Below are 16,058 nucleotides of genomic sequence, written 5' to 3'. Positions count from 1 at the left end.
ATCGCGCCACCCTGCACGAACCGGCACACAAGATCACGTAACCACGCCGACCCAGATCAACTTCTCAAACACGCACTAAGACCGCATGGCGCAAGTCCAGCTACACCACCGCCAATGGTGGTGACTGCGTTGAACTGGCCTCGGTTCCCGGCACGGTCGCCGTTCGTGACAGCAAGGACCCGGACGGCCCGAAGCTGGTGGTGAGCCGGCGGGCGTTCGCCGCGTTGCTGACCGACCTCAAGCGGTAGGCGCGCAGCCGATCCCCGTGTCCGCGGGATGGCTCCGGCCTGATGCGGTGGCGGGGGCAGGGCGCAGGGACGCCCCGGGCCGCCGATCGGCCCGGGGCGGGAGGCGGGTCACCGCTCGCGGCGGCCTCGCCGTCTTGCGTCCTCCTCTTCCATCTCGATGCGCTCCTTGCGGATCTCGCCGCCGACGGTCTCCTCTTCGGTGACGGTCTCCTTGCTGGCCCGCACGCGCTCCACCGGGGTGGTCTCCTTCGACACCACCGGCCGCTCCTCGTGCAGGGTGACCTCGTGCTCGGCCTCGGTGATCTCCGATCCGCGCATCGCCGCGTCCCGGTTCTCATCGGTGATCGGCTCACGCTCGACCCGGACCTCCTCATGGCTGACCGGAACGGTCATCTGCTGCTCTTCGGTGACCACGTACTTGCGCAGTCTGGCCCGGCCGCTCTCTCGGGTCTCCTTGTGGACGTGGAGCCGCTCCTCAGAGCGGGTCATCGCATCGTCGGGCTCGTGTCCCCGCTCCGGCGCCGCTTCCCCGGGCTGTGCGGGGGCGGGCCCTCCGCCCGGCTCAATGCCGTAGTAGCGGTATAGCTGCTCCTCCTCGTCCGCCGATATGTGCCCGGCCTCGACGTCCACGTGGGGTGCCTGCTTGATGAAGTCCTTCCCGTACTCCGCCTCGACATGGTCGGAAACCCACTCGGCTCCGCTGGTCGGGACGAATGTCTCCTTGTTGCCGAGCAGTCCGGTCTGGATGCCCAGCCACTCGGGACGCCCGGTCTCGTCGTCGAGGAAGACGTGCTTGACGTCCCCGACCTTGCTGCCGCCCTCGTCGTAGAGCGGGTGGTCCAACACCTGAGGAATTTGGTCTTCGGTAAGCATCTGCATCCTTTCCTTGGCCCTTGCAGCCCTACCACCAAAAAGCGAAAGAATGCCTCTTCTAAGGCAAATCCAAATAAAAGCTGATTTGCTCACATTTTCCGGCCTGCCGGGAACAATGCAGCGCTTTGTCGGTGCCGCCTCGCCGGCTTGGGGGCGCGCTGTCGGACTGGCGGCCATCGACGCACCCGACGCGAGCGACGCTCCCCGGCTGAGCGATGTTCGTGCTGGTAGAGGGACAATGGGGAGGTGGCTCGTTGGGTCCTGCATGTGGATCTGGACCAGTTCATCGCCGCCGTCGAGGTGCTGCGCAATCCAGAGCTTCGCGGGCGGCCGGTCGTCGTCGGGGGTGACGGCGATCCGACGAAGCGCGGCGTGGTCAGCACGGGGTCCTACGAGGCACGGGCCTGCGGCGTCCACTCCGGGCAGCCGCTCCGGACGGCGGCCCGGCGATGTCCGGACGCCGTCTTCCTGCCCGTGGACAGGGAGCTCTACGAGGACGTCTCGACCCAGGTCATGGCGACATTGCGGGGGTTCGGCGTCGTGGTCGAGGTACTCGGCTGGGACGAGGCGTTCCTGGCGGTCGACGGCGATCCGGAGGCGCTGGCCCGGCAGATCCGCGACCGGGTGCGCGCGGCGACGGGGCTGGAGTGCACGGTGGGCATCGGAGAGAACAAGCTCCAGGCGAAGCTGGCGACCGGCTTCGGCAAGCCCGCCGGGATCTTCCGGATCACCGGGGAGACCTGGTTCGAGGTGCTCGGCGACCGGCCGGTGGATGCGCTGTGGGGCATCGGGGCCAAGACCGCCAGGCGCTTGGAAGGGCTGGGCATCGGCACGGTCGGCGAACTCGCGGCGGCCGATCCGCACGTCCTCGCCCGGGAGATCGGCCCCACGATCGGCCCCTGGCTGGTGCTGCTCGCCCAGGGCCGGGACAACTCGCCGGTGAGCGATGCGCCGCACGTCCCGCGCTCCCGCGGCAGGGAGACCACGTACCAGCACGATCTGGACGATTGGGAGGAGGTGCGCCGCGAGGTCGCCCGGCTGGCGCGACGGGTCGCGCACGACGCCGCCGGCGACGGGAGGAACGTCGCCCGCGTCATAGTGAAGGTCCGGTACGCGCCGTTCATCACCCGGACGCACGGCCGGACGCTGAAGACCCCGGCGACCGAGGCGGACCGGATCGAGGAGGCCGCCCTCGCCGCGCTCGACGCATTCACCGGCCGGCGGCCGGTGCGCCTCCTCGGCGTCCGCACCGAGTTCGCCCGCTGACCGCCGGACCGGACGCGGGCGCCGCCAGCGCAAGGTGTGCGGACTCCCCGCCGGGCGCGAGCCGAAGCCGTCCAGTGGCCCGGAGGACACCACGGCACCGGCAATCCCACCGCGCCCCTTGCTGACCTGGGCATTTGGTCGTTTTATTTGAAGTTTGAGGGCGTTTGTTCGCCGGAGGCCCCGGGCAGGATGAGCCCCGTTGGTTGATGTGCACGACGGGGGAGAAGCACGTGAAGAAGGTCATGACCGGTGCCTTGATCGCCGCGGCCGTAGGGTTCACCGGGGTGGGCGGCGCGACGGCCGCCCAGGGCTCCCAGCCCGAGCCCGCGCGCCAGGACTGCCGCACCTACTCCAGCGTCACCGAGTGCGGCCAGCCCGAACTCAACCAGAAGCAACAGGAGTGCGTGACCGCAGCGACGCAGCAGGGCATGACCGAACGCCGCGCCACAGTGGAGTGCCGAGCCTTCAACTGACCCCGACCCGTCGGCGGCTCCGCAGGTGGCATCCCCCGCCGGGACACGGCCCGGCGCTGGCATGGCAAAATCCGCGCTGGTGGAAGGACGGGTTCCGCCCGGCCATCACCTACGTCTTCACCGCCCTGGCCCTCTTCCTGACCCTCGTGCAGCAGGGCGTCGGCTGGATGGGCGTCTGCTGGTGGTGGTGGCTGGTCCTCGTGGACGAGTTCCCACAACGCCTGGTTCTGCTGGATCGTGCCGGTCTGGATGGAGATGCGGTGGCCGTCGGCGTCCTCCAGCTTGAGGCTGTTGAACCCGTAATAGGCGACCACTCGGATCAAGACCAGTTCGTGGTGTTCACCCACCGTCCGCCGTAGCGGAACCAGTCGCACCGGCGGCGAAGGGCCGGCCGCGGAAGTACGGGACGCCCAGCAGCGCGATCCCGCAGGACGACCGTCCCCGGCCGGAGCTAGCCGGGTTCAGGCGGCCCGGCTGCCGGCCGGCGGCGCCGTGAGCGCGTAGATCAGCAGCACGCACAGGGCGATGGTCAGCACCGACCAGATCGGGAACGCCTGCAGGAACGCCAGGTGCCCGATCGCCGCCAGGACGGCGCCGATGACGCCGACCACGCGCGCCCACATCCTGCCCGCCACGATCCCCGCCCCGACCGCGACCTGGAAGATGCCCAGAGCGAGCCAGAACCAGCCCCACGTGGTGTAGTCGAAGACCAGGATCTGGTTCTGGCCGACGAGGTAGTACTCGTCGTCGAGCAGCGCGACCAGTCCGGCGATGATGTTGAACGTGCCGACCACCAGGGCGATCGTGCCGGCGAAGGTCAGCCACCCCGATGTCAGCCGTGCCTGTGTCGACCCTGAGGTGGACGGATGGGTCGTCTTGGTAGTCATCGAGTCCCTCCCCTTTCGGCGGCTTGGACGTGCCGCTAACTCCCGTCCCGAAGGAGTGCCCTCTCCGAACAAAGCTGCAAACCACGCCAAAGTGCCTTTTGTTCAACTTTTGGGACATATGTGGCACTCGCCGCGGAGGGGTGGTGATCGCCGGAGTCGGCGGGCACCGTGGAGGGGTTGACAGGAGCGGGTTGAGAGGAGCGGGTATGGAACAGGTACGCCTCGGCAGGACGGGCCTGAAGGTCTCGCGGATCTGCCTGGGGATGATGAGCTACGGCGACCCGGCCGTCCGCGCGTGGACGCTAAGGGAAGACGCGGCAGAGCCGATCGTCCGGCGGGCCGCGGAGGAGGGCGTGACCTTCTTCGACACCGCCGACGCGTACTCGCTGGGGGTGAGCGAGGAGATCACCGGAAGGCTGCTCCGGAGGCTCTTCACCCGGCGGGACGACTACGTCCTGGCCACCAAGGTCTACATGCCCATGGGGGAGGGGCCGAACGACCGGGGCCTGTCCCGCAAGCACGTGCTGGCGAGCATCGACGACTCGTTGCGGCGGCTGGGCACCGACTACGTGGATCTCTACCAGATTCACCGATGGGACTACGAGACACCCATCGAGGAGACCATGGAGGCCCTGCACGACGTCGTGAAGTCGGGCAAGGCCCGCTACATCGGCGCGTCCAGCATGTACGCATGGCAGTTCGCCAAGGCGCAGCACGTCGCCGAGGCCCGAGGCTGGACGAAGTTCGTGGCGATGCAGAACCACTACAACCTTGTCTATCGAGAGGAGGAGCGGGAGATGGTGCCGCTCTGCCTCGACCAGGGCGTGGGGATGATTCCGTGGAGTCCGCTCGCGCGAGGATTGCTGGCCGGGAACAGGGAGCGGGACGGCGAGCGCAAGACCGTCCGGTCCAAGAACGACGCCTTCGGCGACACCCTCTATACAGAGGCCGACTTCGATGTGGTCGACGCCGTTCGTGAGGTCGCCAAGGAGCGCGGCGTCCCGGCCGCGCAAGTGGCTCTAGCGTGGTTGCTCGGCAAGCCCGGGGTGACGGCCCCGATCGTGGGTGCGACGAAACTCGCCCATGTGGAGGACGCGGTCGCCGCGGAGGGCCTGACGCTGGAGGACGGGGAGGTCGCGCGGCTGGAGGCGCCGTACCGCCCGCACCCCGTTCTCGGGCATTCCTGACAGGACGCGCAAGCCGGTACCGCCGGGAGCTGAACGTTCCAGGCACGGCCTGCGTCTACAGATGGTGATTTGCGATACCGCTGGCGGTCGGGGCAGTCTGGGGTCGGAAACGCCCGCGCATGGTGAGACCGCCACGTGGGGACATGGGTGACAAGGTTCGGAGGCCGTGTTATGCGCCGCGCGCTTCTGAACTTCCGGGAGCCGGGGGAGTCCCGGGACGACGGCGCTGAAGGAGCCCGACGATGACCGAGAATGACGGCACGCAGGGACCGCAGCGGCCGTTGCCGGAGGACGAGGGCCAGCCCAGGCCGCCGGAGGGCCAGGAGCCCCCGGCCCGGCCGATGGGCGACCGGACCGTGGTGTTCGGCGCTCCGCAGCTGGGCGGCACCCCGCCGCCGGAGCAGTGGCAGGAGCCGCGCGAGGACGAGCGCCAGGCCCCGCCTCCGCCGCCGCCCACGATGGTCGAGCAGCCGATCCAGCAGTACGGCGAGCAGCCCTCGGCGCCCCCGCCCCCGCCGCCGTTCGGCGGCCCGCAGGAGCAGCCCCAGTACGGGCAGCCGCCCGCGGGTCAGCCGCCGTACGGCGGGCCGCCCGCCCCCGGCGGGTACCCGCCCTCGCAAGACCAGTACGTCCCGCCGGGCGAGCAGCCGCAGTACGGGCAGCCCCAGCCCGGTTACGGCCAGCAGCCGGAGCAGCCCCAGTACGGCCAGCAGCCGCCGCCGTACGGGCAGCAGCCCGGGTACCCGCAGCAGCCGGTGCACGGCAGCCCGCAGGAGCAGCCGCAGTACGGGCAGCCGCCCGCGGCGCAGCCCCCGTACGGCGGCCAGCCCGCCGAGCAGCCGCAGCAGCCGCAGGCGCAGCCCGAGCAGCCGCAGGAGGACCGCACGCTCATCGTCCCCGGCCCCGGCGCGGCCGCGCCGGAGGGGGAGCGGCAGCGACCCGTCGTGGACGACCAGGCGACGCTGCACTGGTCGCCCGGCACCGACATCCCGGTCGCGACCGGCCCCGAGCGCAAGCAGGAGCCCCCGGCCGAGCCGTGGCAGGCGCCGACGCCGCCGTCCACGCCCGAGCCGTGGTCGCCGGAGTCGTCGCAGCCCGGCGGCGCCCGGCCCGGTCAGCCGGGACAGCCCGGCCAGGTCGACAGCGAGCGGACGATGATGGTGCCGCCGCCCGAGTCCGGCTACGGCGCGGGCTCGCAGCCGACCGGCAACCCGGTGGAGGACCTGTACCGTCCCCCGGCCGAGGCCGGCGGCGCGGAGGACTCGCGGGCGACCGAGGTGTTCGACCCGTCCCAGGGCCGCGCCGAGTCGCCGGGGGCGGCCGAGCAGCAGGGCATGGCCGAGCACACCCGGATGGACATCGGCCAGCAGCAGTGGGGCGGCCAGGCCCAGCAGCAGGGCGGCCAGCAGTACGGGCAGCAGCAGGGCTTCGGCCAGCCCGAGGCGCAGCGCGGCTTCGGCCAGCCGGAGCAGTACGGCGGCCAGCCCGGCCAGCCCGGTGAGCAGCAGCAGTACGGTCAGCAGCAGCCCTACGGCCAGCAGGCGCAGCAGCAGGGGTACGGCCAGCAGTACGGCCAGCCCGGCGAGCAGCCCGGCCAGGCCCAGGGCCAGCAGCAGTACGGCCAGCAGCAGGCCTATGGCCAGCCCGGCCAGCCCGGCCAGCCCGCGCAGTACGGTCAGCAGGGACAGTACGGCCAGCAGCCCGCCTACGGGACGGGCGAGGAGGGCAAGGGCAAGGGCGGCAAGAACATGCTCCTGCTCATCTGCGGAGTCGTCGCCGTGGTGGTCATCCTCGTGGTGGTGGTCGTGGCCTTCGTCCTGTAACGACCGGTTGGACCTTCTGGACCGGCGTAAAAGCCGGTCCAACTCTTCCCCAACCGCGGGGACGTAGGACACAATGCCGACGGGTCTTCCCGCCTCACCGGCGGGAACGTCCGCGGGCGCCCGGGCGTTGTAAATCCCGGGGATACAAGGCGTTCAAGGCCTCGCGGGCTTGCGCCGGACGGCGGCCCGCTGTAGTGCGCTCCTCATTTTGCACTTTGGCTCGGCGGTCGGTAACCTCTTCACTTGTGCCCGCTGTGTGCGGGTGGCTATGCGTGTGCGTCGGCGAGGTCCAGTCAGGCCAGCCCCAGCGCCGCATCCAATGGGTCTTTTCCGTCGTCGGCGGGCTTGGTGGTCTCGGCCGCCGGGACGCCGGGTGGAAGAGATTCGACTCCCCGGCTTGATTCGGCCCCTTTTGGGCCGGGCGGTCTGTGTCGGTTTCGCGCGGGTGGTATTTCCGTGAGGCGGCGACACGCCCGACCGCGTGGGTCGGAGAGGTCGGGAAACCGGCAGGTCACAGCCTCGCCTGAGGTGGTGATTGCAGCGATGAAGACTTACCGGCTCGGTACGAGGAAGACGGAGACGCGGTGCCCACGATCCAGCAGCTGGTCCGAAAGGGCCGGACGGACAAGGTGACCAAGAACAAGACGCCCGCGCTGAAGGAGAGCCCCCAGCGGCGGGGCGTCTGCACGCGCGTCTACACCACGACGCCCAAGAAGCCGAACTCCGCGCTGCGCAAGGTCGCCCGTGTCCGGCTGACCAGCGGGATCGAGGTCACGGCCTACATCCCCGGTGTCGGGCACAACCTCCAGGAGCACTCGATCGTGCTCGTGCGCGGCGGACGTGTGAAGGACCTCCCGGGTGTTCGCTACAAGATCATCCGCGGTTCGCTCGACACCCAGGGCGTTCGCAACCGCAAGCAGGCGCGCAGCAAGTACGGCGCGAAGAAGGAGAAGAGCTGATGCCGCGCAAGGGCCCCGCTGGCAAGCGCCAGCTGATCGCTGACCCGGTGTACAACTCGCCGCTGGTCACCGCGCTCATCAACAAGATTCTCCTGGACGGCAAGCGTTCGATCGCGCAGAGCATCGTGTACGACGCCCTGGAGGGCGCACGCGAGAAGACCGGCAACGACCCGGTCGTCACGCTCAAGCGCGCCCTGGACAACGTCAAGCCCACCCTGGAGGTCCGCAGCCGCCGCGTCGGTGGCGCGACCTACCAGGTCCCCGTCGAGGTGCGGCCGGCCCGCAGCACCACGCTCGCCCTGCGGTGGCTGGTGGTGTACGCCCGGCAGCGCCGCGAGAAGACCATGACCGAGCGGCTGATGAACGAGCTGCTCGACGCCAGCAACGGTCTTGGCGCGTCTGTCAAGAAGCGCGAGGACACGCACAAGATGGCGGAGTCCAACAAGGCCTTCGCCCACTACCGCTGGTAATCCCGGCGGAACTGCAACGACGAGACGACGCGAGGACGACAGTGGCTACCAAAACCGGTGTAGACCTGGCCAAGGTCCGCAACATCGGGATCATGGCCCATATCGACGCGGGCAAGACCACGACGACCGAGCGGATCCTGTACTACACGGGTATCAGCTACAAGATCGGCGAGGTCCACGACGGCGCCGCCACGATGGACTGGATGGAGCAGGAGCAGGAGCGGGGGATCACCATCACCTCCGCCGCCACCACCTGCCACTGGTCCGTGGACGACGCCGACCACACCATCAACATCATCGACACCCCGGGGCACGTCGACTTCACCGTCGAGGTGGAGCGCAACCTGCGGGTGCTCGACGGCGCCGTCGCCGTGTTCGACGGTGTCGCCGGCGTGGAGCCCCAGTCCGAGACGGTGTGGCGCCAGGCCGACCGGTACAACGTGCCCCGCATGTGCTTCGTCAACAAGCTGGACCGTGTCGGCGCGGAGTTCCACCGCTGCGTCGACATGATCGAGAACCGGCTCAACGCGACGCCGCTGCCGCTGCAGCTGCCGATCGGCGCCGAGGCCGACTTCAAGGGCGTCATCGACCTGGTGCGGATGAAGGCCCTCGTCTGGAACGAAGAGGCCAAGCTCGGCGAGATGTACGACGTCGTCGACATCCCCGAGACGCACGTCGACACGGCGCGCGAGCACCACGACAAGATGGTCGAGACGCTCGCCGAGAACGACGACGAGATCATGGAGCTGTACCTGGAGGGCGAGGAGCCCACCGTGGAGCAGCTCTACGCCGGCATCCGCCGCGCGACGATCGCCGCCAAGCTCACCCCGGTGCTGTGCGGCACGGCCTTCAAGAACAAGGGCGTGCAGCCGCTCCTGGACGCGATCGTCCGGTACCTGCCCTCCCCGCTGGACGTCGAGGCCATCGAGGGCCACGCCGTCCGCGACGAGGGGCAGACGCTCACGCGCAAGCCGAGCGAGGACGAGCCGTTCTCCGCGCTGGCGTTCAAGATCGCGAGCGACCCGCACCTGGGCAAGCTCACCTTCGTGCGCGTCTACTCGGGCGTGCTGGAGTCCGGGTCGAACGTGATGAACTCCGTCAAGGAGCGCAAGGAGCGCGTCGGCAAGATCTACCGGATGCACGCCAACAAGCGCACCGAGATCGAGCGCGCGGGCGCCGGGGACATCGTCGCGGTGATGGGCCTCAAGCAGACCACCACCGGTGAGACGCTCTCCGACGACAAGAACCCGATCGTGCTGGAGTCGATGAACTTCCCGGCGCCGGTCATCTCCGTCGCGATCGAGCCGAAGACCAAGGCCGACCAGCAGAAGCTGGGCACCGCGATCCAGCGGCTGGCCGAGGAGGACCCGTCCTTCCAGGTCCGCACGGACGAGGACACCGGCCAGACCGTCATCTCGGGCATGGGCGAGCTCCACCTGGAGATCCTCGTCGACCGGATGAAGCGCGAGTTCAAGGTCGAGGCGAACGTCGGCAAGCCGCAGGTCGCCTACCGCGAGACGATCGGCAAGAAGGTCCAGAAGGTCGAGTACACCCACAAGAAGCAGACGGGCGGCTCCGGCCAGTTCGGCCGCGTGATCATCGACCTGGAGCCGCTCGGCGGCGGGTCCGACGCGTACGAGTTCGAGAACAAGGTCACCGGTGGCCGCATCCCGCGGGAGTACATCCCGTCGGTCGACGCGGGCTGCCAGGAGGCCGCGGAGTTCGGTGTCCTCGCCGGCTACCCGATGGTGGGCGTCAAGGTCACCCTGCAGGACGGCGCCTACCACGAGGTCGACTCCTCGGAGATGGCGTTCAAGGTCGCCGGTTCCATGGCTTTCAAGGAGGCCGCCCGCAAGGCGTCCCCCAGGCTGCTGGAGCCGATGATGGCGGTCGAGGTCACCACGCCCGAGGAGAACATGGGCGACGTGATCGGCGACCTCAACAGCCGCCGCGGTCAGGTCCAGTCCATGGACGAGCGGCACGGCATGCGCGTCATCAAGGCGCTCGTGCCCCTGTCCGAGATGTTCGGCTACGTGGGTGATCTGCGAAGCAAGACCCAGGGCCGGGCTGTCTTCACCATGCAGTTCGACTCCTACGCCGAGGTTCCCACGAACGTCGCGCAGGAGATCATCGCCAAGGCGCGGGGCGAATAAGACCCGGGCCTGCCCTCAGATCACCAGGACCTACATCGAAGCGGTCGTCTAACGGCCGAGGATCGCAACAAGGAGCAACCAGTGGCGAAGGCCAAGTTCGAGCGGACGAAGCCGCACGTGAACATCGGCACCATTGGACACATCGACCACGGTAAGACCACGCTTACCGCGGCGATCACCAAGGTGCTCCACGACAAGTACCCGGACCTCAACCCCTTCACGCCGTTCGAGGACATCGACAAGGCGCCGGAGGAGCGCGAGCGCGGTATCACGATCTCGATCTCGCACGTCGAGTACCAGACCGAGGCCCGCCACTACGCGCACGTCGACTGCCCGGGGCACGCCGACTACATCAAGAACATGATCACCGGTGCAGCGCAGATGGACGGCGCCATCCTGGTGGTCGCCGCGACCGACGGCCCGATGCCGCAGACCAAGGAGCACGTGCTCCTGGCCCGCCAGGTCGGCGTCCCCTACATCGTCGTCGCGCTGAACAAGTGCGACATGGTGGACGACGAGGAGATCCTGGAGCTCGTCGAGCTCGAGGTCCGCGAGCTGCTCACCGAGTACGAGTTCCCGGGCGACGACCTCCCGGTCATCCGCGTCTCCGCCTACCAGGCGCTGCAGGGCGACGAGGCGTGGTCCGAGAAGATCGTCGAGCTGATGACCGCCGTCGACGAGAACGTGCCGGAGCCGGTGCGCGACGTCGACAAGCCGTTCCTGATGCCGATCGAGGACGTCTTCTCGATCACCGGCCGCGGCACGGTCGTCACCGGCCGCGTCGAGCGCGGTGTCGTCAACGTCAACGAGACCGTCGACATCATCGGCATCAAGGAGAAGTCGACGACCACCACGGTCACCGGCGTCGAGATGTTCCGCAAGCTGCTCGACCAGGGCCAGGCGGGCGACAACGTCGGCCTGCTCCTGCGCGGCATCAAGCGCGAGGACGTCGAGCGCGGCCAGTGCGTCATCAAGCCGGGCACCACGACCCCGCACACCGAGTTCGAGGCTCAGGTCTACATCCTGTCCAAGGACGAGGGCGGGCGGCACACGCCGTTCTTCAACAACTACCGTCCGCAGTTCTACTTCCGGACCACGGACGTGACCGGCGTCGTCACCCTCCCCGAGGGCACCGAGATGGTCATGCCGAGCGACAACACCGAAATGAAGGTCGAGCTGATCCAGCCGGTCGCCATGGAGGAGGGCCTGAAATTCGCCATCCGCGAGGGTGGCCGGACCGTCGGCTCGGGTCGCGTCACCAAGATCATCAAGTAGCACCCTCGTAGTCGCGGCGGCCCGGCCGCCGGGGAAACCCGAAGCCGGGCCGCCGCACCACGATCACCGAAGAAAACAGCGGCACTACAGCAAAGGACACCGAGGCCACCATGGCGGGACAGAAGATCCGCATCCGGCTCAAGGCCTACGACCACGAGGTCATCGACACCTCCGCGAAGAAGATCGTTGAGACGGTGACGCGGACGGGCGCCAAGGTCGCGGGCCCGGTGCCGCTGCCGACCGAGAAGAACGTGTACTGCGTCATCCGCTCGCCGCACAAGTACAAGGACAGCCGCGAGCACTTCGAGATGCGCACGCACAAGCGGTTGATCGACATCATCGACCCGACGCCCAAGACGGTCGACTCGCTCATGCGGCTCGACCTTCCCGCCGGCGTCGACATCGAGATCAAGCTCTAAGGGACGCACCGAGAGATGAGTAAGCAGAGGAAGGGCGTCCTGGGCGAGAAGCTCGGCATGACCCAGGTCTTCGACGATGAGGGCCGGATCGTTCCGGTGACCGTCGTCCAGGCCGGGCCGTGTGTCGTCACCCAGATCCGCGACCAGGAGAAGGACGGCTACACCGCCGTCCAGATCGGGTTCGGGCAGATCGACCCGCGCAAGGTGAACAAGCCGCGCACGGGTCACTTCGAGAAGGCCGGCGTCACGCCGCGCCGCTACCTCGTCGAACTGCGGGCCGACGACACCACCGAGTACGAACTCGGCCAGGAGATCACCGCCAGCGTCTTCGAAGCCGGCCAGAAGATCGACGTCACCGGTACGAGCAAGGGCAAGGGCACCGCGGGTGTCATGAAGCGCCACGGCTTCCACGGCCTCGGCGCCTCGCACGGCACCCAGCGCAAGCACCGCTCGCCCGGCTCGATCGGCGGCTGCGCGACCCCCGGTCGCGTCTTCAAGGGCCTCCGCATGGCGGGACGGCACGGCAACGCCCGCACCACCGTGCAGAACCTGACCGTCCACGCCGTCGACGCGGAGAAGAACCTGCTGCTGATCAAGGGCGCGGTTCCCGGTCCCAACGGCGGCGTGGTGCTGGTCCGCGACGCAGTGAAGGGGACGGGCAAGTGACGACCAAGCTCGACATCGACCTGCCCGGCGAGGTCTTCGACGCGAAGACCAGCGTGCCGCTGATCCACCAGGTCGTGGTGGCGCAGCTGGCCGCGGCACGGCAGGGCACCCACGCCACCAAGACCCGCGGCGAGGTCCGCGGCGGCGGCCGCAAGCCGTACCGGCAGAAGGGCACCGGCCGGGCCCGGCAGGGCTCGACCCGCGCGCCCCAGTTCGCCGGCGGCGGCATCGTGCACGGCCCGCAGCCGCGGGACTACGGCCAGAAGACGCCCAAGAAGATGAAGGCCGCCGCGCTGCGCGGCGCCCTGTCGGACCGCGCCCGGTACGGCCGGGTCCACGTGGTCGACAACCTCATCGAGGGCGACGCCCCCAAGACGAAGACGGCGCTCAAGGCCCTGCGCGACATCACCGAGGCCAAGCGCGTGCTCGTGGTCCTGGACCGCGAGGACGAGCTGACCTGGAAGAGCCTGCGCAACGAGCCGAGCGTGCACGTGCTCGTCTCCGACCAGCTCAACACCTACGACGTGCTGGTGAACGACGACGTCGTCTTCACGAAGGCGGCGTACGACGAGTTCATCTCGCGCGCGGCGAAGAAGTAAGGAGGGTCTGCCATGACTAAGATCGCCGACCCCCGCGACGTCATCATCGCGCCGGTCGTCTCGGAGAAGAGCTACGGGCTGCTGGACGAGAACAAGTACACCTTCATCGTCCGCCCGGACGCCAACAAGACGCAGATCAAGCAGGCCGTCGAGGCGGTGTTCGGGGTCAAGGTGACGAACGTGAACACGCTCAACCGGCAGGGCAAGCGCAAGCGCACGCGGTTCGGCTACGGGAAGCGCAAGGACACCAAGCGCGCCATCGTCAGCCTTGCCGAGGGCGAGCGGATCGACATCTTCGGCGGCACGGCCTGACGGCCGGCCACCGGAGAACAGACAAGGGATGAACGAATAAGATGGGCATCCGTAACTACAAGCCGACGACTCCGGGTCGTCGCGGCTCCAGCGTGGCCGACTTCGTCGAGATCACGCGCAGCGAGCCGGAGAAGTCGCTGCTGCGTCCGCTCCCCAAGAAGGGCGGCCGCAACAACCACGGCCGCATCACGACCCGGCACCAGGGCGGCGGGCACAAGCGCGCCTACCGCGTGATCGACTTCCGCAGGCATGACAAGGACGGCGTCCCGGCGAAGGTCGCGCACATCGAGTACGACCCGAACCGCACCGCGCGGATCGCGCTGCTGCACTACGTGGACGGCGAGAAGCGCTACATCCTCGCTCCCCGCGGCCTCAAGCAGGGCGACCGCGTCGAGAACGGGCCGGGCGCCGACATCAAGCCGGGCAACTGCCTGCCGCTGCGCAACATCCCGACCGGTACGGTCATCCACGCCATCGAGCTCCGGCCCGGCGGCGGCGCCAAGATCGCCCGCAGCGCGGGCGCCGGCGTCCAGCTGCTGGCCAAGGAGGGCAAGTACGCCACGCTGCGCATGCCCTCCGGCGAGATGCGGATGGTGGACGTGCGCTGCCGCGCGACGGTCGGCGAGGTCGGCAACGCCGAGCAGTCGAACATCAGCTGGGGCAAGGCCGGCCGCATGCGGTGGAAGGGCAAGCGCCCGACCGTCCGCGGCGTGGCCATGAACCCGATCGACCACCCGCACGGTGGTGGTGAGGGCAAGACCTCCGGTGGTCGGCACCCGGTGAACCCGGCCGGCAAGAAGGAAGGCCGCACTCGACAGGCGAACAAGTCGAGCGACCGGCTGATCGTCCGTCGTCGCAGCAAGAAGAAGCGGTAGGAGTCGCTCGTCATGCCACGTAGCCTTAAGAAGGGCCCGTTCGTGGACGACCACCTGATGAAGAAGGTGGACGTCCAGAACGAGAAGGGCACCAAGAACGTCATCAAGACGTGGTCGCGGCGCTCCATGATCGTGCCGGACATGATCGGTCACACGATCGCCGTGCACGACGGCCGCAAGCACGTCCCGGTGTTCATCACCGACGCGATGGTGGGGCACAAGCTCGGCGAGTTCGCGCCGACGCGCACGTTCCGCAGCCATGTGAAGGAAGACCGCCGCAGCAGGCGCGGCTGAGCAGTAGATCGTACGGAGAGAGGGAACAGCGATGGAAGCCAGGGCCCAGGCGCGGTTCGTCCGCGTCACGCCCATGAAGGCCCGCCGCGTGGTGGACCTCATCCGCGGCCTGCCAGCCGCGGAGGCACAGGCGGTGCTGCGGTTCGCCCCCCAGGCCGCGAGTGAGCCGGTGGGCAAGGTGCTGGCGAGTGCCATCGCCAACGCCGAGCACAACTTCAAGCTCGACTCGGACACGCTCGTCGTGAGCCGTGCGTGGGTGGACGAGGGGCCGACGCTCAAGCGTTTCCGTCCCCGCGCCCAGGGCCGGGCCTACCGCATCAACAAGCGCACGAGCCACATCACCGTGGTCGTGGAGTCGCGCGATGAAGCTGCGTCGACGGCCGGCGGCGGTAAGAAGACGAGGAGGGCCCGGTAGTGGGTCAGAAGATCAACCCGCACGGGTTCCGGCTCGGCATCACCACCGACCACAAGTCCGTGTGGTTCGCCGACAAGCTCTACAAGGACTACGTCAAGGAAGACGTCCAGATCCGGCGCATGCTGCAGAAGGGCATGGACCGGGCGGGCATCTCCAAGGTGGAGATCGAGCGGACCCGTGACCGTGTCGAGGTCAACATCCACACCGCCCGGCCGGGCATCGTCATCGGCCGCCGCGGCGCGGAGGCCGAGCGCCTCCGCGGCGACCTGGAGAAGCTGACCGGCAAGCAGGTCCGGCTGAACATCCTCGAGGTGAAGAACCCCGAGATCGACGCGCAGCTCGTCGCGCAGGGCGTGGCCGAGCAGCTGTCCAGCCGGGTCGCGTTCCGCCGCGCCATGCGCAAGGCGATCCAGTCGGCGATGAAGTCGGGCGCCAAGGGCATCAAGGTGCAGTGCGGCGGCCGCCTCGGCGGCGCCGAGATGTCGCGGTCGGAGTTCTACCGCGAGGGCCAGGTCCCGCTGCACACGCTGCGCGCCGACATCGACTACGGCTTCTACGAGGCCCGGACGACGTTCGGCCGCATCGGCGTCAAGGTGTGGATCTACAAGGGCGAGGCCGCGTCGACCCGCGCCGAGCGGGAGCAGCAGGCCGCGCAGCAGCGCGCCGCCGGCGGCGGTGGCGGCCGTGAGCGCCGCGGCGACCGCCGTGGCGGTGGCCGCGGTGGCCGCGGTGGCCGTGGCGGCGAGCGCGCCGGTGGCGGTGGCGGCGGTGAGCGCGGTGGCGCGCCGAAGCAGCAGCAGCAGAGTTCCGAGCAGCCCGCGCAGACGGCCGAGGCTGCTCCGCAGGGTGAGGGGAGCTGAGTAA

19 protein-coding genes and 1 pseudogene are annotated in these 16,058 nt (G+C 69.0%); 18 read left to right on the top strand and 2 right to left on the bottom strand.

What is annotated here, in order from left to right; genetic code table 11:
* Positions 1 to 95: 95 nt before the first annotated feature.
* Positions 96 to 248 (top strand): annotated as a pseudogene (locus IEZ03_RS31270) (DUF397 domain-containing protein); the annotation flags it as partial.
* Positions 249 to 356: 108 nt separating this feature from the next.
* Here IEZ03_RS31270 and IEZ03_RS31265 read toward each other — a convergent pair.
* A complete protein-coding gene (locus IEZ03_RS31265; RefSeq protein ID WP_229808694.1) occupies positions 357 to 1,094 on the bottom strand; it encodes a DUF2382 domain-containing protein in 738 nt (245 codons plus the stop codon).
* Positions 1,095 to 1,367: 273 nt separating this feature from the next.
* Here IEZ03_RS31265 and IEZ03_RS31260 point away from each other — a divergent pair, with 273 nt between their 5' ends.
* From IEZ03_RS31260 to IEZ03_RS31250, 3 genes are all read left to right on the top strand, one after another.
* Positions 1,368 to 2,387 (top strand): DNA polymerase IV, encoded by a 1,020-nt coding sequence (locus IEZ03_RS31260; protein WP_184889159.1) that lies wholly within the window; start codon positions 1,368 to 1,370, stop codon positions 2,385 to 2,387.
* Positions 2,388 to 2,617: 230 nt separating this feature from the next.
* Positions 2,618 to 2,860, top strand: a complete 243-nt coding sequence (locus IEZ03_RS31255; protein WP_184889157.1) for a hypothetical protein — start codon at positions 2,618 to 2,620, stop codon at positions 2,858 to 2,860.
* Entirely contained in the window at positions 2,842 to 3,219 is a 378-nt protein-coding gene (locus tag IEZ03_RS31250; RefSeq protein ID WP_184889155.1) for a hypothetical protein, read from the top strand. Before IEZ03_RS31255 ends, IEZ03_RS31250 begins: the two co-directional genes overlap by 19 nt.
* 102 nt (positions 3,220 to 3,321) lie before the next feature.
* On the opposite strand, the gene IEZ03_RS31245 is transcribed toward IEZ03_RS31250, so the two are convergent.
* Positions 3,322 to 3,747, bottom strand: coding sequence for a DUF7144 family membrane protein (locus IEZ03_RS31245; RefSeq protein ID WP_184889153.1), 426 nt, complete (start codon positions 3,745 to 3,747; stop codon positions 3,322 to 3,324).
* Between the two features lie 206 nt (positions 3,748 to 3,953).
* Between IEZ03_RS31245 and IEZ03_RS31240 the strand changes: the two genes are divergently transcribed.
* The 14 genes from IEZ03_RS31240 (at position 3,954) to rpsC (ending at position 16,054) form a co-directional block, all read left to right on the top strand.
* Positions 3,954 to 4,934 carry an aldo/keto reductase gene (locus IEZ03_RS31240; RefSeq protein WP_184889151.1) on the top strand — a complete coding sequence of 327 codons (981 nt, stop codon included), beginning with the start codon at positions 3,954 to 3,956 and terminating at the stop codon, positions 4,932 to 4,934.
* A gap of 242 nt (positions 4,935 to 5,176) precedes the next feature.
* Positions 5,177 to 6,757, top strand: a complete 1,581-nt coding sequence (locus tag IEZ03_RS31235; protein WP_184889149.1) for a hypothetical protein — start codon at positions 5,177 to 5,179, stop codon at positions 6,755 to 6,757.
* 584 nt (positions 6,758 to 7,341) lie between these two features.
* Positions 7,342 to 7,716 carry a 30S ribosomal protein S12 gene (rpsL, locus tag IEZ03_RS31230; RefSeq protein ID WP_131952923.1) on the top strand — a complete coding sequence of 125 codons (375 nt, stop codon included), beginning with the start codon at positions 7,342 to 7,344 and terminating at the stop codon, positions 7,714 to 7,716.
* Positions 7,716 to 8,186 carry a 30S ribosomal protein S7 gene (gene rpsG / locus IEZ03_RS31225; RefSeq protein WP_021597494.1) on the top strand — a complete coding sequence of 157 codons (471 nt, stop codon included), beginning with the start codon at positions 7,716 to 7,718 and terminating at the stop codon, positions 8,184 to 8,186. The genes rpsL and rpsG overlap by 1 nt, the downstream gene beginning before the upstream one ends.
* Positions 8,187 to 8,227: 41 nt before the next feature.
* On the top strand, positions 8,228 to 10,339 hold the full coding sequence (gene fusA / locus IEZ03_RS31220) for an elongation factor G (RefSeq protein ID WP_184889147.1): 2,112 nt from the start codon (positions 8,228 to 8,230) through the stop codon (positions 10,337 to 10,339).
* Positions 10,340 to 10,420: 81 nt separating this feature from the next.
* A complete protein-coding gene (gene tuf, locus IEZ03_RS31215; RefSeq protein ID WP_184889145.1) occupies positions 10,421 to 11,614 on the top strand; it encodes an elongation factor Tu in 1,194 nt (397 codons plus the stop codon).
* A 110-nt stretch (positions 11,615 to 11,724) separates the two neighbouring features.
* On the top strand, positions 11,725 to 12,033 hold the full coding sequence (rpsJ, locus tag IEZ03_RS31210; protein ID WP_018657599.1) for a 30S ribosomal protein S10: 309 nt from the start codon (positions 11,725 to 11,727) through the stop codon (positions 12,031 to 12,033).
* Between the two features lie 15 nt (positions 12,034 to 12,048).
* Positions 12,049 to 12,699 (top strand): 50S ribosomal protein L3, encoded by a 651-nt coding sequence (gene rplC / locus IEZ03_RS31205; RefSeq protein ID WP_132043953.1) that lies wholly within the window; start codon positions 12,049 to 12,051, stop codon positions 12,697 to 12,699.
* A complete protein-coding gene (gene rplD, locus IEZ03_RS31200) occupies positions 12,696 to 13,298 on the top strand; it encodes a 50S ribosomal protein L4 (protein WP_184889143.1) in 603 nt (200 codons plus the stop codon). Before rplC ends, rplD begins: the two co-directional genes overlap by 4 nt.
* A 12-nt stretch (positions 13,299 to 13,310) precedes the next feature.
* Complete coding sequence (gene rplW, locus IEZ03_RS31195) at positions 13,311 to 13,610, top strand: 50S ribosomal protein L23 (protein WP_132043949.1); 300 nt, start codon at positions 13,311 to 13,313, stop codon at positions 13,608 to 13,610.
* Between the two features lie 41 nt (positions 13,611 to 13,651).
* Positions 13,652 to 14,485 carry a 50S ribosomal protein L2 gene (rplB, locus tag IEZ03_RS31190; RefSeq protein WP_132043947.1) on the top strand — a complete coding sequence of 278 codons (834 nt, stop codon included), beginning with the start codon at positions 13,652 to 13,654 and terminating at the stop codon, positions 14,483 to 14,485.
* 12 nt (positions 14,486 to 14,497) lie between these two features.
* On the top strand, positions 14,498 to 14,779 hold the full coding sequence (rpsS, locus tag IEZ03_RS31185) for a 30S ribosomal protein S19 (RefSeq protein ID WP_067807019.1): 282 nt from the start codon (positions 14,498 to 14,500) through the stop codon (positions 14,777 to 14,779).
* 31 nt (positions 14,780 to 14,810) lie between these two features.
* Positions 14,811 to 15,194, top strand: a complete 384-nt coding sequence (gene rplV, locus IEZ03_RS31180) for a 50S ribosomal protein L22 (protein ID WP_131983865.1) — start codon at positions 14,811 to 14,813, stop codon at positions 15,192 to 15,194.
* Entirely contained in the window at positions 15,194 to 16,054 is an 861-nt protein-coding gene (rpsC, locus tag IEZ03_RS31175; protein WP_184889141.1) for a 30S ribosomal protein S3, read from the top strand. Before rplV ends, rpsC begins: the two co-directional genes overlap by 1 nt.
* The last annotated feature ends 4 nt before the right edge of the window (positions 16,055 to 16,058 follow it).

Origin of the sequence: Actinomadura livida, from assembly GCF_014648675.1 — a bacterium.
GTDB lineage: Bacteria > Actinomycetota > Actinomycetes > Streptosporangiales > Streptosporangiaceae > Spirillospora > Spirillospora livida.
Note: the sequence above shows the minus strand (reverse complement) of the source record. Positions and strands in the feature narration are given on the sequence as shown.